This is a genomic window from Hyphomicrobium sp. D-2 (genome assembly GCF_029872155.1).
GTDB lineage: Bacteria > Pseudomonadota > Alphaproteobacteria > Rhizobiales > Hyphomicrobiaceae > Hyphomicrobium_A.
In genome coordinates this window covers 747,307-765,485 of the sequence record NZ_JARXLA010000002.1, presented here as the reverse complement: position 1 = coordinate 765,485, position 18,179 = coordinate 747,307, and the positions used below count along the sequence as shown (strand labels likewise).

Below are 18,179 nucleotides of genomic sequence, written 5' to 3'. Positions count from 1 at the left end.
AAGCTGCGGTCGAACATCAACGCAGGGTTCTTAGAAGCGCCAAACAGAGGCCGCGACATGAGCGGGCATTATGCCTGCCGTACGCAGGTGCCATGCCCTTGCCGACCACTCCCCAAATAATCACGCTTCCCTCCGTGCTTACGCACCAAAACAGAAAGAAAACGGGAGGAATGCATGACTTTGGACTCTTCAATTCCGGAACACCTTAGATGCCCGCGCACGCGTCATCGTCGGATGACGGATACTTGGAAACCGCCTTATCCGGCATTTTCTGCGAAAGTTGACCCGACCGTCGAGCAGATGGTTATGGCCTACCTGGGTGTTCAGTCGAAAGACGAAGCCAGTAACGGCAAAGCTTGCGCCGCCTTTCAGACAATCCGCGAAAGCCTGAAGCTTCCCGACGGTCCAGCCCGGCACGACCTTGTCCAATTCGTCGACGCGGTCGGCTGCCTCAATCTCATCATCGTGGCCTATTGGAAGGCTCCGGAGACGTACGCCAAATGGAATACGAGTCCTGAAATTGCCGGATGGTGGGCATCGGACGATCGCTTGAATGATGGCGTTGGCTATTTTCGAGAGATCTTCAGCCCGCGCATGGAGCAGTTCGAGACGATCTTCACCCACGACTACGGTCCATTCGAGGGCGTGAGCGTTCTTTTCGGAAACATGAGCGAGCCGATTTTTGAGCATGGATATTGGGGTTCCATGCGAGATCGTTTGCCGATTTCACAGAACGATACGATAGAACCGTCCGGCAGCCTGACTGTTGTGCAAGGGCGGCCTGCAGCAGGCGGCCGCGTGATCATCAGTGGGCATCAGAATCTGACGCTTATACGCTCAGGCGAAGACTGGCGCCGAACCGAAGGTGAGGAGCGCAGAACCCGGTACGAAGAAATTGAGCCTGTTTTGCACCAGGGCATGGATTTTCTTCGTGATGACGGACTTGAGGTTGGCTGCTACTCCAACCGCTATTGCCATCATATCGATGAAAACGGCAACCTGGAGGAGCGTGGATTTGGTGTCAGTTTCTGGAATTCTCTGGCTGCACTAGAGCACTGGGGCGAATCCCATCCGACGCATCTGCAGATCTTCGTGACCTTCATGCGCAACGTGAAGAAGTTCAAAGAGCTGACGCTCTATCATGAAGTCTCTGTGTTCGACGCATCCAATCAGTATTTTGAATACATCAACTGTCATCCAAAGACAGGCCTGCTGCGCGCTGTGTAGTCGACATTGGTGCGGCAGCTGTGTCGGCTGCCGCACCTCAACATCGCTCGTTGCGCTGGGCAACATTTGATTGGCTTAGAGAGATATCATGGGCACAGAGACAAAAGTTGCGGTCATCACCGGTGCGAGCAGCGGCATCGGCCGCGCCATCGCCGAACGATTTTTAGAAAACGGATATCGGCTTGCTCTTATGGCGCGCTCGGAGGAGGGACTGCTCGAAATCAAACGAAAATCGCTGGAGAACGTGATTGTTGTTCCAGGTGACGTAACCAAAGCTGAAAGCCTCGACCGGTTGGTGGAGCAGGCGATCAAGACCTATGGAGCAGTCGACGTTATCATTCCGAATGCTGGCGCTGCGAAGGTTGTGCCGTTTACGGAGAGCGGACCTGATGCGATAGCAGAGCAGTTCAACTTGAACTTTGTTGCGGCGACTGAAACCGTCAGAAAATTCCTACCGCATATCGCCCCTCAGGGCAGCGTAATATTCATCACCACTTTTTTGACGACAGTCGGCTTCCCAGGGCTTGCGATCTACAATTCGAGCAAGGCTGCACTGAAGTCATTTGCACAGACGCTGGCTGTTGAACTTGCGCCGCAAGGCATTCGCGTGAATAGCATCGCCCCCGGCCCAATCGGCACCCCGCTGTGGGGCAAAGTCGGCCTGCCCGCCGATGTGCTGGCAAGCGTTGCGGAAGCGGTGAATGCCCGTCTTATGCCGGGAAGATTTGGCGAACCTGCTGACATTGCCGATACGGCTCTGTTCTTGGCATCGCCCGGTGCCAAGAATATTTATGGTCAGGAGATTGTTGTCGACGGCGGCTATACGATCGGCTGAGGCATAGCCTCCCGCTGCGCAATGCTCAGGCGTCTTTGCAATTTTATCCCATCGTTATCGTGTAGCGGAATTGAAGGCGGCCTGATCACCACGATCGGCCGCCTTCATCACAATGAGTCCTAGCTTGAGATAGGCGCCAAGATAGGCAAAACACCGAGCATTCAGCGCCGCACAGTGCACAGGCAGAAACGAAGACAATAATAGTCGCCGTTTCAGTTGACAGCCGTAACGGGGATCAATACAGTCCGCGTTATGGCTCACATCACCGTCAGTGTCGAATACGCAATTCACTGCTTGCTCTGGCTGGCGATTTCCGATGATCGCGCCTTGAGTAGTCGGGACCTTGCCGAGTTCCAGGGCATTTCGCCGACCTTCCTCGCCAAAATTCTTCCTAAACTGGAGAAGGCTGGGATCGTCGGCGCGCATGAGGGCGTGCGGGGCGGCTACCGTCTTGCCCGCCCAGCATCTCAGATCAGCTTTCTTCAGATCGTTGACGCCATCGAGGGTGAAAAGCCGCTCTTCGATTGTCAGGAAGTGCGTCGGCGATGCGCTCTTTATGGCGATTGTCCGCCTAAGTGGGCGTCCGGCGGCGTGTGCGCAATCCATGCCGTGATGCTGCAGGCTGAGAAGGCGATGCGCGCCAGTCTTGCGCTTCAGTCGCTCGGCGACATCGCAATGCGTTTCAATCGAATAGCGCCAGCAAAATTCTTCGATGAAATCGACGAGTGGGTCGACGAACGCATGGCTATCCGGACAGGCCGGAGCGGCAAGCCGGAAGCTTAACTGGACTGGTGTATGATCATGAGAATGTTGCGTCCTCGCGTAAGCAGAGGCCTGTTCGTTCGCGGGTTGTTGGCGATTGCTATCGTTGGCTTTTTGGCGGTCGAGTTGCGTTCGCCTGCGATGACAGCCGAGCCGCAGCGCGTCAGCGTTGATGTTGCGTCTGTCGTCGCCAAATCCATACGTCAATGGGATGCATTTAACGGGCGTGTCACCGCCGTTGAATCCGTCGAAATAAGACCTCGCGTCAGCGGTTACATCGACAGCATCGCCTACCGTGAAGGTGAGGAAGTTCGCCGCGGCGACTTGCTGTTTAATATTGATCCGCGGCCGTATCGGGCAGCAGTCGACAGCGCAAAGGCGCGATTAGAGCGTGCCCGCGCTTCTGTACTGATCGCCAAGCTCCGCGACCAACGGGCAAAAAAACTGCTGCCTAACAATACGATCTCGCAAGACGAAGCTCAGTCCCGTCACGCCACTTATCTGCAGAGCCAGGCGGACGTCCTGGATGCGGAGGCGGTGCTCGCCATTGCTGAGCTCAATCTCGAATTCACGCAAGTGCGGGCACCTGTGGACGGCCGCGCGGGTCGTGCCATGTTGACCGTGGGGAACCTTGCAATTGCAGATCAATCGTTGCTGACGACGGTTGTCTCGCAGGATCTTGTGTACGTGGATTTTGATCCCGACGAGCAAAGCTATCTTCGCTACAGCGCCAAGGCGAGCAAGGCCGCAGCAAATGGGCTGCCGGTGCGCATCGCTTTGGCCAATGAAGAAGGCTACCCAAGTGCCGGTACGGTCTATTTCATCGACAATCAGGTGAATCCAACCACGGGTACGATCAGAATGCGTGCGCGCGTAGACAATGCGCAGCGCAAGTTCACGCCTGGACTGTTCGCGCGCGTAGAATTGGCCAACGTAGATGAGGTGCAGGCGGTACTTATAGACGAGAAGGCGGTGCTAACCGATCAGGACCGCAAGTATGTGTACGTACTCGCAGCCGACAGCACTGCACAGCGCAAGGATGTGCAACTTGGACGGTCTGCTGAAGGGCTGCGCATCATCACCTCCGGTCTATCGGCTGGCGATAAGGTGATCATCGGCGGCCTGCAAAGAATCTACGCGTCCGGCACCCCCGTGGAAGCATCCGAAATTCCCATGTTCGTAACATCGAAAGTGGGGACACTATGAATGTTTCCAGCTTCTTCATCGCACGGCCGATCTTCGCGATAGTTCTCTCGATTATCATCTTTGCGCTTGGCTTGATTGCGATGCCGATGCTGCCTATCGGCGAATATCCGGAGGTGGTTCCGCCAAGCGTGATAGTGCGCGCGACCTATCCGGGCGCGAATCCGAAAGAGACTGCTGAGACGGTCGCGACGCCGCTGGAAGAGGCGATAAACGGCGTCGAAGGCATCATGTACATGAAGTCTGTGGCCGGTTCCGACGGCAGCTTGCAGATCGTTGTTACATTCACGCCGGATGTAGACCCCGATACTGCTGCGGTGCGTGTGCAAAACCGAGTCGCTCAAGCGCTAAGCCGTCTACCGGAGCAGGTGCGCCAGTTCGGCGTGACGACACAGAAGCAGTCGCCCACGCCGCTTATGTACGTGAGCCTGTACTCGCCTGACAACCGATACGATACGCTGTACCTGCGCAATTACTTGATCCTCAACGTGAAGGATGAGCTTTCGCGCATTGTCGGCATTGGCGACGTCGGTGTGTACGGAGCGGGCGACTATGCGATGCGTATTTGGCTGGATCCCGATAAGCTTGCTGCCCGCGGGCTTGCCGCCAGCGATGTGCTCGGTGCGGTGCGTGAGCAGAACGTACAAGTATCGGCCGGTCAATTGGGCGCTGAGCCGTCTCCGGCCACGACCGATCTGCTGTTGTCGATCAACGTGCGAGGCCGATTACGCACGGAGCAAGAGTTTGGCGCCATCATTATCAAGACCGGAGAAGATGGAGAAATCGTTCGTCTCTCCGACGTCGCACGGGTCGAACTTGGTGCCGGCAATTACACGTTGCGCGTCTTTCAGGGTGACCGGAATGCAGCAACGGTTGGCATCTTTCTGTCTCCGGGTGCAAACGCGCTAGGTGTCGCCGATGCCGTCTATGCAAGGCTGGATGAACTCGCAGAAAGCTTTCCGCCCGGCATTACGTATCGCGCTGTCTGGGATCCGACAATTTTTGTCCGCGAGTCCATAAGTGCCGTCCAGAGTACGCTTGTTGAGGCCGTTCTTCTGGTCGTGCTGGTCGTCATCGTGTTTCTGCAGACTTGGCGCGCTTCCGTCATTCCGCTTCTCGCGGTGCCGGTGTCAGTCGTTGGAACATTCGCGTTTCTCTATGTGCTCGGCTACTCAATCAACACGTTGACGCTTTTCGGTCTCGTGCTGGCGATTGGCATCGTGGTGGATGATGCAATCGTGGTTGTAGAAAACGTCGAGCGTTACATCGAGCAGGGTTTTTCGCCGCACGAAGCAGCCCGGCGCGCCATGCAAGAGGTTTCCGGGCCGATCATCGCAATCTCTCTGGTGCTGTGCGCAGTATTTGTGCCGATGGCGTTTATGTCTGGCGTGACCGGACAGTTCTACAAGCAGTTCGCAGTCACCATTGCGATCTCAACAGTGATATCGGCAATCAACTCTCTGACGCTATCACCTGCTTTGGCGGCAAAGCTGCTCAAGTCGCACGCGGAACCGAAAGATTGGCTCTCCCGGTTGATCGAAGGCGGGTTCGGATGGTTTTTTCGTCCGTTCAACAGCTTCTTCCAGCGCTCCGCGCGTGGCTATCAGGGAGCAGTGCGTGCCTCACTTTCGCGGCGTGGCATAGTGTTCATCATCTACTTCGGGCTGCTGTCTATGGCAGTACTGTTGTTTCAGCTGGTGCCGGGTGGATTTATTCCGACGCAGGACAAGCTCTATTTGTTCTCCGGATCCAAGCTGCCTGAGGGGGCATCGCTTGCGCGAACTGTGGAAGTGACGCGCAAGATGGATGAGATTGCTCGCAGCGTCGATGGGGTCGAGTTCGTTCCAGCATATGCCGGATTGAATGCGCTGCAGGCGGTGAATACACCGAACGTCACGACCTCATACGTCATTCTCAAACCTTTCGATCAGCGCGATCGTACGGCCGGCGAGATCAACAAGGAATTGAATGCCAAATTTGCCGGCATCAAAGACGGATTCTCATACGCATTGATGCCACCGCCCATTCAGGGTCTCGGCAACGGCTCAGGTTACTCGCTTTACCTGAAGGATCGCGGAGGGCTCGGATTTGGCGCACTTCAGCAGGCGCTGAATTCATTCCAGGCCGAGATCGCGCAAACGCCAGGGATGACCTATCCGGTGAGTTCGTATCAAGCGAACATTCCGCAATTGGAAGTCAACATCGATCGCCTGAAAGCGAAAGCGCAGGGTGTGTCGTTGACTGCATTGTTTGATACGCTGCAGGTTTATCTCGGCTCCGCGTATGCCAACGACTTCAACCAATTCGGGCGAGTGTACCGCGTGATGGTGCAGGCCGATGCGCCTTTCCGTCAGCAGGCCGAAGATATCCTGAGCCTGCGAACGCGCAATGACCGCGGGGAGATGGTTCCTATCGGTTCAATGGTTAGCATTGAGCCAACTTACGGCCCCGACCCAGTCGTCCGATACAACGGTTATCCGGCGGCAGATGTAATCGGCGATGCCGACCCTAGAATTCTGTCTTCATCGGAAGTCATCGCAAAAATCACGGATATTGCCGAGCGGGTTTTGCCACGCGGCATTCAGCTTGAGTGGACTGATCTCAGCTATCAGCAGGTTAATCAGAGCAACGCGGCCGTCATCATTTTTCCGGTTGCGGTGATGCTGGTCTTTCTGGTGCTGGCTTCACTGTATGAAAGCTGGACTTTGCCACTGGCCGTCATCCTGATCGTTCCGGTTTGCATTTGCGCAGCACTGCTGGGCGTTTGGTTGAGCGGGGGTGATAACAACGTGTTTGTGCAAGTTGGTCTGGTGGTGCTGATGGGGCTGGCTTGCAAGAACGCAATTCTGATCGTGGAGTTTGCTCGCGAGCTTGAACTGCAGGGCAAAGGCGTCATCGAAGCCGCGCTTGAGGCATGCCTGCTGCGCCTGCGTCCGATCATAATGACATCGGTGGCCTTCATTGCCGGATCGGTGCCATTGCTCCTCAGTTATGGAGCGGGCAGCGAAGTTCGCCAGGCGACTGGCGTGACAGTTTTCGCAGGGATGCTTGGGGTCACCCTTTTCGGTTTGTTCCTGACGCCAGTCTTCTACGTGGCCCTGAGGTCATGGAATCGTAAGCAGTCAACGCCAGAGCTCAAGGCGATGCAATCTTCGGCGCAAGATCATTCGGATGCGAGTATTGCGCCATGACTGTAAAGAGCGCGCGTGTCGGGGCCGCCGATCTGTTTGCCGATACGCCCTATGACGCAGTGACGTTGGCGTCGATGATGGAAGCTTATGCCGGCGCCTGTCACGAATTGACGACAAGCCACGGCGCACCAGCCTGCTGGGACAGTGAGACCCAGTTCAAGCTTACTGCACGAATACTGAAGGCGGTGGCCTCCGGGGAACGCGATCCGGACCGCATCAAACGTCTGGCGGTTCTTGCTCTTGATCGTGATGGCAGCGAAGGCCGACAGCGAACGAATGAGGAAAAGGAAGTCTAACAGACCGTGCGTAGTGCGCGGCTAAAATAAGAGGAGTCAGCTATGAAAAAGCTCAAGTCACTCCTGATCATCGCCACGATGATTACGGCCACCTGTGCTGCGGCTCACGACACAGGCGAACCGAGCGCAAAGGTATCCATCGTGTTCGACCAAGCGCTGCCTAATGTTCCGGGAAAGAGCATGCGCGTCGTCCTGGTGGAGTATGATCCGGGCGCGGAAACTCCCTCCCACCGTCACCCCGGTTCAGCGTTTATCTACGCGCGCGTTCTGGAGGGAGCAATCCGTAGTAAGGTCAACGACGGTCCCGAACTTACCTATCGTGCCGGCGAGAGCTGGACTGAGAAGCCGGGCGATCATCACCAAGTGAGTCAGAATGCCAGTAACACTGAACCTGCCAAGCTTCTGGTCACGTTCATAGTCGACACGGACGATAAGCAAATCGTTATTCCGGACTGATCGGCGATGGTTGATTTCGTCAATCAGCGCGAGGTTTGAACCACCTCGCGCAGCAGAGGAAATGCCGCGAGCCGATATGTCGACGCCCTGCGCGTTCGGCGTTGTCCAGTCGAAAACTGGCGGATTGCTCGATCGCGAAGGCCTCACGTCTGCCATCTGACCGCCCAGAGTTTCCGCTGTGTCCTCATTAAAAGACGCCGCGTCGTCGCCAGTGTGTCTGCGCGTCTTTGTATTTCAGAAACGGCGGATCGCTTTCCTGGTCGGCGGCAATTTTGTCGTTGAATGAATCGTTCGGCGAACTCTCGGCAGGTTTCAGCGTTGAGGCGGGATGAGGAAAAGCAAGGATCGCTCCCCGATAGAGAACACTCTGCTCGCTGCTATTCCGGCGCGAGAATTGGAAACGTTGGCTCGCAAGCTGACAGCGGTCCCGCTCGACTACAAGACCATTCTGATCGACGACGAAGACCCGCTCGATTACGTCTACTTTCCCTCATCAGGTATAATATCGGTGCTGGCCGTATATGCCGACGGCAACACCGCCGAGCTCGCGACCATCGGGCGAGAAGGCAACAGCGGTTTTCAGGAGATGCTCGGCGCGCGCAGTTCTGATGTACGGCTGCTGGTCCAGATCGCTGGTACGGCCATGCGGTTACGGCGCGCGGATTTCAAGAAGGCGCTCATTGAGCTCCCCGGCTTTCAGGCCATGATGAACTTGCACCTGCATACGTTTTTACATCAGGTCATGCTGTCCGGGGCCTGCAACGCCACCCACTCGGTTTCCAAGCGCCTCGCCAGATGGCTGTTGACCATGGCCGATCGCACCAATCAGGATACTTTGCATATTACCCATGACCTGATTGCCGAAATGCTCGGAATCTATCGCCCCACGGCCTCCAAAGCGCTGGCCACCCTCCAAAATCAGGGCTTTGTCCGCGTTCTGCGCGGTCGCATCGTCATCCTTAATCGGCCAGCCCTCGTCGCCTACACGTGCGAGTGCTACCGCCTCATCCGGCTGAAGACCGAACGCAATCTTCCTTCGACAAAGTAATCTAGAATACCGACAGCGACGCCCGTAGCCACTACTGCTTGCAACTTAGGTATGCAAGGATACGTAGATGCGCGCACGGCGGTTGATCGAAGACAGCGCCTTGACCTCTGAACGTTTGAGCGAACTTTTCAAGACGTTCGATGAGGTATGGTCTGAAGTCGCGTCCAAGTATTCCGGCGCGGAGGAGGACGCACGAACGCGGCTTGCTCAGGCCATTCTGACGGCCGCAAAAGAGCACGGCGATGATCTGCAAAAGCTCAAGGCGGAAGCGATGCACATTCTCCAGCAGACGGATCCCAAGTCATAGGTGCTGGATGAGAAATGGCGGCTGTGGGTAGGCTGTCATTCGTGTTCTCGGATTGAATTCCGCGGGTGGAAAAGAGGCTCTGCGCTTGGCGGGCGCAGAGCTCCTCAATCGCTTGCTCACAAATTCAAGTCAGGCGGCCCGCTCCATCGCGTGCTCGTTGACAGCGCCTTCCGCAATTTTTGTCAGCAGTGCATCTGCTTTGATTTCTTCCTGCAGATTCTGATCGAGCAACTTCACGGCATCTGGCATGCCAAGCATTTCGGCCCAACACTTCAGAGTGCCATAGCGTGCAATCTCGTAGTGTTCGACAGCCTGAGCCGATGAAATGAGCCCTGCGTCCTGTGCCGGCTGGCCCTTGAACTCTTCCAACACTTCCTCACCCTCGGCGATGATGCCCTCAATCGCTTCGCAGGTTTTGCCTTGGGCGCGCTTGCCGCAGATCTCGAACACTTTCTGCAGTCGCTCGACCTGACGCTCGGTCTCGGCGCAATGGTCGTTGAATGCCTTCTTCAGTTCGGCCGTTTCGGCGCCACGCGCCATCTTCGGCAGCGCCTTAAGGATTTTCCGCTCGGCGTAATAGATGTCTTTCAGGGTTTCATAAAACAGGCGATCCAGCGCTTTTTCCTGCATGCTCGTTACTCCGTGGGGTTTGGCGTATCAAACGCATCTCGCGCCTATCGCGTCATGCTTTTGTGCCCGACCGTTATGATCGATCCCAAAGGCGCGTAGGCTGATGTTCATCCGCGTTCGCTAAACTCATCGCGAGCTAACCGGTTGCAGCAGCTGACGGATTAATTTGTAAAAACCATGTCTCTTGGTTGCCCGTCATGGCGCAGGTTTTCGCGTGTTCAACACAAGAAGGCAGCAGGATTCACGAGGAAGCCTGCCACCCTTTTAAGACGCGGGGCTGGGACTTTAATCCCAATACGTCGATGCGCCGTAGTGTTGATGCGTCTGGCTTTCCCAGGATCGATCGGACCATGCATCGTCAGAAAAATCGGGCGCGTCGCGAAGCTGCGCTTCCGTGATGCCGGTGCGATAGCCGTCAAGGGTTGAGTCGTAGCGCAACGCGGACCATGGAATGGGATAATGGCTATGCGCCAACCCCAAAAATCCGCCGAAGCTCATCACCGCATAAGCTACGCGGCCGGAAAGTTTGTCGATCAGCAGATGATCGACCTCGCCGATGTTTTTGTTATCGGCGCCATATACGACAGTACCCTGAACATCCTCGCTAGAAATGAGTCGATGATCGGGATGCGCGGTTGCTCTTGCCATTGGTTCGTCTCCCTTTAGTTTCGAGTTTACAACCGCATTCACGGTGAAAATGTTCCCCGATGGCTAAAATGATAGCGTGCGCAACTGGTCCAGCGTCGGCAGCGCAAGTGCTATTGCTTATGTAGCGAATAACGCCTGCGCTTCGCGAGCGGGCACAGTGGCCACTTTCGGCGACGTACTGTGGTTTTCACATTTGCTTTGTAGTCGCCCAGCTATCAACACGCGCTTCTGAAAGCTGCGGGTTGATGCGCGAACGTCCAGATAGTTCGTGCATGACCTTCGATCCTTATTCCACCGGTATCATGACTGTGAGATCAAGAGCCTCGGGGTTCTGCAAATGTCTTGACACAGTATGCAGTTCGAGAGCTGGGTCGGCTGCCGGTGTGCGTCCGCTGGGAATGATCCAGCCGTTGCAAAGACGATCATACGTCGCCGGAAGCTCGAGGTGGTGGCCCACGTGTTGCCTCTCCTATAACGGCGAGCTTTCCAGCAACATTGAGGATCACGGCGTCTCGGGCCGTCTCAACTGGCGATTTTAAGTCGCGCTGATTTTGGCCGCATCCGTGTGAGGCATCTCCGCGGGATGACTTTCGCGGCCATATGCCTGGCCGCAACACATGAGAGACTGCGGGCAGGTAACGCCGGTGCGGAGCTGTCGCACTCGGGTTTGGCGACGTGCTCAACTATTGAGCGCGTTGTCGTCGTTTTGGGCACGGGGAACCGCAGTTTGCAATTGCGGCCAGCCGCCGTGGCGTTGTTTCATCGGAGCTGAAAGTCGTCTGAACAGTTGGCATGACGCTTGCTGTTCTGATGGTGTTCAAACTTGCGGCGTTCAACGAAGGGCGCCCTAGTCAGGCAAAGCTGCCACAGGAACCGGTGTCGCTGTTTCTCGCGATTCACGGCTCCGTTGGCAGCTTTTTTGTTTTTGGCTGATCCGGGGAAACGTCCGTGCGCCTATCCGATGACTTTGAAGGGCAGGAAATGGAGGTTCGTGGCTTGGGCTCCGGTGAGCGCAGGCGAACGCAGTTGTGTGGGCGCAGCGCACGACGCTGGCGGTGTTGCATTCGACCAGGAAGCACATGATGACGGCCAGCAGCGCGAAGCGCGCGGTTAGAAGCGTCTGCCCCTATTGCGGCGTTGGCTGCGGGATCGTGATGGAGGTGGCCAACAATCGGATCATTAAGGTATCCGGCGACAAGCAGCACCCGGCGAATTTTGGACGCCTTTGCACCAAGGGAAGCACATGCGGACAGGCCGTTGCAGCTAGTGGCCGTGCCGAGCGGGCGTATGTTCGCATGCCGAAAGGCAACGATCAGGCGCCTGTTGCAATCGATCTGGCCATCAAGAAGGTGGCGTCCGGGTTGCGTGCAATCCTTGATCGGGATGGGCCCGATGCGCTTTCGTTTTATGTATCTGGGCAGATGTCGCTTGAGGCGCAGTATCTGGTGAACAAACTCGCCAAGGGATATGTGCGCACCAACAATATCGAATCCAATTCACGCCTGTGCATGGCAAGCGCCGCGAGTGGCTACAAACTTTCGCTTGGAGCCGATGGGCCACCGGGTTCTTATCAGGACTTCGACAAGGCCGATCTGTTCTTCGTCATTGGTGCCAACATGGCCGACTGCCATCCGATCCTGTTCCTGCGGATGATGGATCGGGTGAAGGCGGGGGCGAAACTCATTGTTGTCGATCCTCGCCGCACCGCGACGGCTGAAAAGGCCGACCTCCATCTGCAGATAAAGCCCGGCACCGATCTCGCATTGCTCAACGGGCTTCTACATCTTCTCGTCCGGAACGAGCACATTGATCGCGACTTCATCGCAGCTTGCACGGAAGGTTGGGAACAGATTGAGCCCTTCCTGCAGGACTATCCGCCCGCGAAAGTGGCTGAAATAACCGGACTATCGGAAGACGATATTCGTACCGCTGCGCAGTGGATTGGCGAAGCGCCGGAGTGGATGAGCTGCTGGACGATGGGCATCAACCAGAGCACGCACGGCACCTGGAGCACAAATGCGATCTGCAACCTGCACCTGGCGACGGGAAAGATCTGTCGCCCCGGAAGCGGGCCATTCTCTCTCACCGGCCAGCCAAACGCCATGGGCGGTCGCGAGGTGGGATACATGGGGCCGGGCCTGCCGGGCCAGCGTACGGCGGCAAGCCTGTCAGATCGTACATTCATGGAAGATCTCTGGAATATCCCGCGGGGCGCGGTGCGCGCGGATGTCGGCGGCGGCGCGGTGAACATGTTCGAGGACATGGCGCGTGGCCGCATAAAAGCGTGCTGGATCATCTGCACCAATCCCGTCGCGTCAATGCCGAACCGGAAGACCGTTATCGAAGCCCTTGAAGCGGCCGAACTTGTCATCACCCAGGATGTCTACGTCGACAATGAAACCAACGTCTACGCGGACATCATTCTGCCGGGCGCGCTTTGGGCGGAAGCCGACGGCGTGATGATCAACTCCGAGCGAAACATTACGTTGATGCCGAAGGCCGTTGATCCACCCGGCGATGCGTTGCCAGACTGGGAGATCATCGCGCGAGTTGCGCGTGAGATGGGGTACCATTCCGGCTTCAATTACACCTCGGCGGAGGAGGTGTTCGACGAGATCAGACGGACGTGGAATCCGCGTACAGGATACGACATTCGAGGTGCCAGTTACGAGCGATTGCGCCAAACGCCGTTACAGTGGCCCTGTGCCGCGATGAACGGAACCGATCGCAATCCGATACGGTATCTGAACGATGGTGTCAGTCAGAGCGAGTTTGTGAACGGCGATGGTACGCGTCCGGCAATTGCATTTCCTACCGAAAGTGGCCGCGCAGTATTTCTGGCGCGACCGCATGTGCAACCCGCGGAAATGCCCGATGAAGATTATCCGTTCGCGCTCAACACTGGCCGTCTCCAGCATCAGTGGCACACGCTCACCAAGACCGGAAAGATAGAAACGCTTTGCAAGCTCAACCCGGGGCCTTTTGTCGAGATTAATCCGCACGACGCGCAACGCCTTAACATTGTCGATGGCGGTAAGGTGGAGTTGCGCTCCCGACGGGGCAAGGCGGTGCTGCCGGCCAGTGTCAGTAGTCGCGTGCAGCCGGGAAATTGCTTTGCGCCGTTCCACTGGAATGACGTGTTCGGCGAAGACATCACAGTTAATGCTGTGACAAACGATGCCGTGGATCCGATCTCACTGCAGCCGGAATTCAAGTTCTGTGCCGTCGCGATAGCGCGGGTTTCAAGTTCAACTGAAAAGAGGCCCGCGCCCATGGAGGCAGACAGAGCAGAACGCTTCAATGTAATGGCGGGAGAGGAAGTGTTAGTTGGCGGCATGCAGCATCAAACGGTGGCGCTGGACGCACTTGCCGTGACATTGAAGCTCAATAATAACGCCACGCCATCATTGGATGAGAATGAGAGAACCTATCTTGCAGGTTTTCTGGCGGCGCTGAGAGGGCATGAAAGCTGGCAGCGCACGGATGGTGTTCCGGTTCTGCCGTCTGCAGCCCCGTTGGATTTGGCGAAGCAGCTCTATGTAAACGGCTTGCTGGCCGGGCTGTTCTCACGGGCGGACGTGGCGCCGACGCAGAATGCAGAAGCAGTGCGCGCGTCCGGTGTCGGCATTGGTGATGCGCAGGCTGATCGGAACGCGGTGCTTGTCCTGTGGGCGTCGCAGATGGGGACTGCGGAAGCGGTTGCGCAGCGTTGCGTCGAACGTCTAACGGCGGAAGGACGCGCTACAAAGTTGATTGCGATGGATAGTGCGACGCCTGCGGATCTTGCCCAGACGCGCTTTGCGTTGCTGTTGACGAGCACGTTCGGCGACGGTGATCCGCCGGACAACGCGGTCGCGTTCTGGAGCGCGTTAAGTGCTGAAACAGCACCGCAGCTTGCCGGGCTTCGCTTCGCAGTGCTGGCGTTTGGAGATTCAAGCTACGATCAATTTTGCGGCTTCGGACGCAAGCTGGATGCTAGACTGGCGGAACTCGGCGCATTGCGGTTGATGTCCAGAACCGAATGCGAACCGGATTACGAACACGTTGCCGCTGTCTGGCTGGATGCGATGGCGGCTTCACTTCCCGCGTCAGAAGACCGAGCCGTTGAACAATCAGATAGCGGTGCCGACGATTCATCCCGATCGCGTAACAAGCATGCGGTCGGTCATCAGGCGGTTGCTCCTGACGTCTTGGCAGCAGCGCCCGCAAAATTCGGACGAAGTACGCCGCTTGAGGCACGGCTTGCGTTCAACCGGCTGTTGAGCGGGCACGGCTCCGCCAAGGAAGTGCGCCAGTTTGGCTTCGATGTGGGCGAGTCAGGCTTCACGTATTCTGTCGGGGATGCGGTGGGCGTTTGGCCACGTAACTGTCCGGACCTGGTTGCTGAGATCCTTGCGGTGCAGGATATATCGGCAACAACGCCGGTGCGCGTAAATGACCGCGAAATGCCGATAGCTGAAGCGCTGCAGCAGCACTATGAAATCGCCCGCGTCACCCGCCCGTTTCTGGAACGTGTGCGAGACTATCGGCCGGATGCGCCGTTCGTGCCGTTGCTTGACGACGCGCGGAAGGATGAACATACCCAGTGGATGTGGGGGAAACAGATCGCCGACGTTATGGGCGACATGCGAGGCCGGATGTCAGCCGACGAATTGCTCGCGGCGCTGAGGCCGATACAGCCACGCATTTATTCGATATCTTCCAGTCCGGCGGTGAACCCGCACACTGTTGAAACGACAGTGTCGGTTGTCCGATATGCGTGCGGCGATCGAATCCGCAAGGGCGTTTGCTCGACGTTTCTCGCTGACCGGAGCGAGACCGCTGATGTGCGGATCTTCCTGCAGCAGTCGCCCCATTTCCGGCCGCCGCGCGACCCCGATGCACCCATCATCATGGTGGGACCTGGTACGGGGATCGCGCCATTCCGCGCGTTTCTGCAGCAACGTCAGGCCGAAGGGTGCCAAGGAAAAAATTGGCTGTTCTTCGGCGAACAACGGCAGGCCAGTGACTTCTATTACCGCGAAGAACTGGAGACCTGGTTGCGCGGTGGCCATCTATCCCGTCTTGCGTTGGCGTTTTCGCGCGATCAGACGGACAAGCTTTATGTTCAGCACCGGATGCAGGAGGACGGGGCAGAACTCTGGCGGTGGCTGGAGCGGGGCGCACATTTCTATGTGTGTGGCGACGCAAGCCGCATGGCGAAGGACGTTGATGCAACGCTTAAAGATATCGTTGCCCGTCACGGCACCATGTCTGTTGAAAACGCCGCGGCTTATGTCGCCGCAATGTCGCAGGAGAAGCGTTACGTCAGGGACGTCTACTGACGGGTGTCTAAGAGATATGCCGAATGCAGAGTAATGCCAGCTGCTGCGGCACCCTAGATAGGGCTTCCGGTGTGTTGACACTGTCCAGCATGCGACAGCGTCTCGCCCTTGCGCCGCCTTTTTGGCTCACGCAATATTGCCCGCCGCAAACCGCAACGGTCGAAGACATTGCCAAAATCAAACTCTGACAATCCGGGCGAACTGCTGAAGATCCTTGTCATTGATGAGAGGCCGATCCGCCGTGCTATCCTCGAGGAGGGATTGCGGGAGGCTGGGTTCAAGAACGTCATGTCACTTGATACCGCCGCAGCGCTCGTCCAGCAGATCTACACGCTTGACCCCGATGTGGTGCTTATCGACCTGGAGAACCCCAGTCGTGATGTGCTGGAGCAGATGTTCCAGGTCAGCCGAGCCGTGCGGCGGCCGATCGCGATGTTTGTCGATCACAGCGACAAGGCAACGATTGAAGCGGCTATCGACGCGGGCGTCTCGGCCTATATCGTAGACGGATTGAAGAAGGAACGGGTTCGTCCCATCCTCGATATGACCATCTCGCGATTTCGCGCCTTCGATCGCATGCGCACCGAGCTTGAGGAAGCGAAGACGGCGCTGAAGGACCGCAAGTTGGTCGAAAAGGCAAAAGGTATCCTGATGAAATCGCGCGGCCTAGACGAAGCTGCAGCGTATGCACTTTTGCGCAAAGCTGCGATGGCGCAGGGCAAGCGGATCGCCGACGTGGCTGAAGGGCTCATCACCACTTTCGATCTTTTGAAGGACTGAGACACCCATGGCAGAGGACACGACTGAGCGCAGGGTGGTGGATCGTGAAGTCCACGCAGGTTTTATTCCGCTTGTCGACTGTGCGCCGCTGGTGATCGCAAGTGAGTTGGGTTTCGATCGCCAGTTTGGTTTCACGTTCCACCTGCATCGTGAGGTTTCGTGGGCAAACATTCGCGATAAGCTCGATGTGGGCGTGCTGGACTGTGCGCACATGCTGGCCCCGATGCCTATAGCCGCGACGCTGGGGCTCGGCCGCGCGACGGAGCCCGTTATTGCGCCGATGTCACTCAGCCTCAACGGTAATGCGATTACGGTTTCACGCGCCCTTTATACAGAGATGTGTGCGCGCGACGTCGCCGCGATGGGCGGCGATGGCATGGCTGCGGCGCGTGCTGTCGCGGCCGTGGTTCGCAGCCGTGCCGGAAGCGGGCAGGAGCCGCTGACGCTCGGCATGGTCTATCCGTTTTCGTGCCACAACTACGATCTCCGCTATTGGCTGGCTTCCGCAGGCGTCGATCCTGACAACGACGTCAATCTGGTTGTCATTCCGCCGCCGCTGCTATCCGAGAGCCTAAAAGCTGGTCGTGTTGATGGGTTTTGCGTCGGCCAACCATGGAACAGCGTATCCGTTGCCGAAGGTCGCGGTGTCATCGTTGCGACCAAGAATGAACTCTGGCCAATGAGTCCGGAAAAGGTTTTGGGTGTGCGTGAGGCATGGGCCGATGCCAATGGAGAACTGCTCGCCGACATCGTACGGGCGCTGACGTTTGCTTGTCGGTGGCTGGATGTGCCAGCAAATCGTGTTGCCGCCGCTGCTATTCTGTCGCGACGTGAGTATGTGAATGTCAGTGAGGATATACTGTTGCGGCCGCTGACCGGACGGTTGGACAGCGGGCTGGCTGAGCGACCCATCGTCGACGAGGACGCTGTGGTGTTCCATCGCGACGGGGCGAACTTTCCCTGGCGTTCACATGCCGTGTGGATCATCACGCAGATGATCCGCTGGGGACAGGCGCGCGAGCCTTTTGACATCATGGCGCTCGCTGAGCGTGTTTATCGTCCGGATATTTATCGCGCGGCGGTTGATGCGCTTGGCGTTACCGTTCCCGAATCCGATTTTAAAGACGAAGGTAAAGTCGCCTCAACGTCATTACCGCAGGCATCGTTCTTCGGTGGCGATGAATTCGATCCCGCCCACGCGCTTGGCTATCTCAAGGGCGTTCCGATCCGGGCGGTAACTGCGGACATTGAAGCGTTCGCTGAATATAATCCGTAAGCTGAACAGCATCTTGGCGCGGGAAGTGGCAATTGCCCTGTGCGCTGCACGTTCTTTACGCACCGCTGTAGGTGCGACAGGATTTCAGGAGACGCGCAACGCATTGTTTTTGAAGTATAATGCCAACATCTCCAAACTGGCACGCATCTTGATTAGTAGATAGCGACTGAGGGGGAAGACCTCCTCGATCTGACGC

Annotated in this window: 15 protein-coding genes; 13 read left to right on the top strand and 2 right to left on the bottom strand. The window is 57.1% G+C overall.

Annotation, left to right across the window (positions count from 1 at the left end; all coding sequences use genetic code 11):
• Window positions 1-174 precede the first annotated feature (174 nt).
• The 9 genes from QEZ49_RS05400 (at window position 175) to QEZ49_RS05360 (ending at window position 9,325) form a co-directional block, all read left to right on the top strand.
• A complete protein-coding gene (locus QEZ49_RS05400) occupies window positions 175-1,227 on the top strand; it encodes a phenylacetaldoxime dehydratase family protein (protein ID WP_280384873.1) in 1,053 nt (350 codons plus the stop codon).
• 88 nt (window positions 1,228-1,315) lie between these two features.
• Complete coding sequence (locus QEZ49_RS05395; RefSeq protein ID WP_280384872.1) at window positions 1,316-2,062, top strand: SDR family oxidoreductase; 747 nt, start codon at window positions 1,316-1,318, stop codon at window positions 2,060-2,062.
• 252 nt (window positions 2,063-2,314) lie between these two features.
• Window positions 2,315-2,845 carry an Rrf2 family transcriptional regulator gene (locus QEZ49_RS05390; protein WP_280384870.1) on the top strand — a complete coding sequence of 177 codons (531 nt, stop codon included), beginning with the start codon at window positions 2,315-2,317 and terminating at the stop codon, window positions 2,843-2,845.
• A 69-nt stretch (window positions 2,846-2,914) separates the two neighbouring features.
• Window positions 2,915-4,030: an efflux RND transporter periplasmic adaptor subunit gene (locus QEZ49_RS05385; protein WP_280384868.1), complete on the top strand. Its 1,116-nt coding sequence runs from the start codon at window positions 2,915-2,917 to the stop codon at window positions 4,028-4,030.
• Complete coding sequence (locus QEZ49_RS05380) at window positions 4,027-7,218, top strand: multidrug efflux RND transporter permease subunit (protein WP_280384866.1); 3,192 nt, start codon at window positions 4,027-4,029, stop codon at window positions 7,216-7,218. The genes QEZ49_RS05385 and QEZ49_RS05380 overlap by 4 nt, the downstream gene beginning before the upstream one ends.
• On the top strand, window positions 7,215-7,514 hold the full coding sequence (locus tag QEZ49_RS05375) for a hypothetical protein (RefSeq protein WP_280384864.1): 300 nt from the start codon (window positions 7,215-7,217) through the stop codon (window positions 7,512-7,514). The genes QEZ49_RS05380 and QEZ49_RS05375 overlap by 4 nt, the downstream gene beginning before the upstream one ends.
• 78 nt (window positions 7,515-7,592) lie before the next feature.
• A complete protein-coding gene (locus tag QEZ49_RS05370; protein WP_280385097.1) occupies window positions 7,593-7,970 on the top strand; it encodes a cupin domain-containing protein in 378 nt (125 codons plus the stop codon).
• Window positions 7,971-8,298: 328 nt separating this feature from the next.
• Window positions 8,299-9,018 (top strand): Crp/Fnr family transcriptional regulator, encoded by a 720-nt coding sequence (locus tag QEZ49_RS05365; RefSeq protein ID WP_280384862.1) that lies wholly within the window; start codon window positions 8,299-8,301, stop codon window positions 9,016-9,018.
• Window positions 9,019-9,085: 67 nt separating this feature from the next.
• On the top strand, window positions 9,086-9,325 hold the full coding sequence (locus tag QEZ49_RS05360) for a hypothetical protein (protein ID WP_280384861.1): 240 nt from the start codon (window positions 9,086-9,088) through the stop codon (window positions 9,323-9,325).
• A 129-nt stretch (window positions 9,326-9,454) separates the two neighbouring features.
• Here the strand turns inward: QEZ49_RS05360 and QEZ49_RS05355 are convergent, their stop codons facing one another.
• Window positions 9,455-9,955 (bottom strand): ferritin-like domain-containing protein, encoded by a 501-nt coding sequence (locus QEZ49_RS05355; RefSeq protein ID WP_068461532.1) that lies wholly within the window; start codon window positions 9,953-9,955, stop codon window positions 9,455-9,457.
• A 285-nt stretch (window positions 9,956-10,240) separates the two neighbouring features.
• A complete protein-coding gene (locus QEZ49_RS05350) occupies window positions 10,241-10,603 on the bottom strand; it encodes a PRC-barrel domain-containing protein (RefSeq protein ID WP_068461531.1) in 363 nt (120 codons plus the stop codon).
• 792 nt (window positions 10,604-11,395) lie between these two features.
• On the opposite strand from QEZ49_RS05350, the gene QEZ49_RS05345 reads away from it, so the two are divergent.
• The 4 genes from QEZ49_RS05345 to QEZ49_RS05330 all read left to right on the top strand — a co-directional run bounded on the left by QEZ49_RS05345 (window position 11,396) and on the right by QEZ49_RS05330 (window position 17,983).
• Window positions 11,396-11,536, top strand: a complete 141-nt coding sequence (locus QEZ49_RS05345) for a hypothetical protein (RefSeq protein ID WP_280384855.1) — start codon at window positions 11,396-11,398, stop codon at window positions 11,534-11,536.
• Between the two features lie 149 nt (window positions 11,537-11,685).
• Complete coding sequence (locus tag QEZ49_RS05340; protein ID WP_280384853.1) at window positions 11,686-15,927, top strand: bifunctional nitrate reductase/sulfite reductase flavoprotein subunit alpha; 4,242 nt, start codon at window positions 11,686-11,688, stop codon at window positions 15,925-15,927.
• Between the two features lie 168 nt (window positions 15,928-16,095).
• Complete coding sequence (locus QEZ49_RS05335) at window positions 16,096-16,707, top strand: ANTAR domain-containing protein (RefSeq protein ID WP_280384851.1); 612 nt, start codon at window positions 16,096-16,098, stop codon at window positions 16,705-16,707.
• 7 nt (window positions 16,708-16,714) lie between these two features.
• A complete protein-coding gene (locus QEZ49_RS05330) occupies window positions 16,715-17,983 on the top strand; it encodes a CmpA/NrtA family ABC transporter substrate-binding protein (RefSeq protein ID WP_280384849.1) in 1,269 nt (422 codons plus the stop codon).
• Window positions 17,984-18,179 lie beyond the last annotated feature (196 nt).

Excerpts from the sequence above, each read along its gene's own strand:
- QEZ49_RS05400 (WP_280384873.1), top strand. The coding sequence starts at position 175 with ATGACTTTGGACTCTTCAATTCCGGAACACCTTAGATGCCCGCGCACG.
- QEZ49_RS05395 (WP_280384872.1), top strand. The coding sequence starts at position 1,316 with ATGGGCACAGAGACAAAAGTTGCGGTCATCACCGGTGCGAGCAGCGGC.
- QEZ49_RS05390 (WP_280384870.1), top strand. The coding sequence starts at position 2,315 with ATGGCTCACATCACCGTCAGTGTCGAATACGCAATTCACTGCTTGCTC.
- QEZ49_RS05380 (WP_280384866.1), top strand. The coding sequence starts at position 4,027 with ATGAATGTTTCCAGCTTCTTCATCGCACGGCCGATCTTCGCGATAGTT.
- QEZ49_RS05375 (WP_280384864.1), top strand. The coding sequence starts at position 7,215 with ATGACTGTAAAGAGCGCGCGTGTCGGGGCCGCCGATCTGTTTGCCGAT.
- QEZ49_RS05370 (WP_280385097.1), top strand. The coding sequence starts at position 7,593 with ATGATTACGGCCACCTGTGCTGCGGCTCACGACACAGGCGAACCGAGC.
- QEZ49_RS05365 (WP_280384862.1), top strand. The coding sequence starts at position 8,299 with ATGAGGAAAAGCAAGGATCGCTCCCCGATAGAGAACACTCTGCTCGCT.
- QEZ49_RS05360 (WP_280384861.1), top strand. The coding sequence starts at position 9,086 with ATGCGCGCACGGCGGTTGATCGAAGACAGCGCCTTGACCTCTGAACGT.
- QEZ49_RS05355 (WP_068461532.1), bottom strand. The coding sequence starts at position 9,955 with ATGCAGGAAAAAGCGCTGGATCGCCTGTTTTATGAAACCCTGAAAGAC.
- QEZ49_RS05350 (WP_068461531.1), bottom strand. The coding sequence starts at position 10,603 with ATGGCAAGAGCAACCGCGCATCCCGATCATCGACTCATTTCTAGCGAG.
- QEZ49_RS05345 (WP_280384855.1), top strand. The coding sequence starts at position 11,396 with ATGACGCTTGCTGTTCTGATGGTGTTCAAACTTGCGGCGTTCAACGAA.
- QEZ49_RS05340 (WP_280384853.1), top strand. The coding sequence starts at position 11,686 with ATGACGGCCAGCAGCGCGAAGCGCGCGGTTAGAAGCGTCTGCCCCTAT.
- QEZ49_RS05330 (WP_280384849.1), top strand. The coding sequence starts at position 16,715 with ATGGCAGAGGACACGACTGAGCGCAGGGTGGTGGATCGTGAAGTCCAC.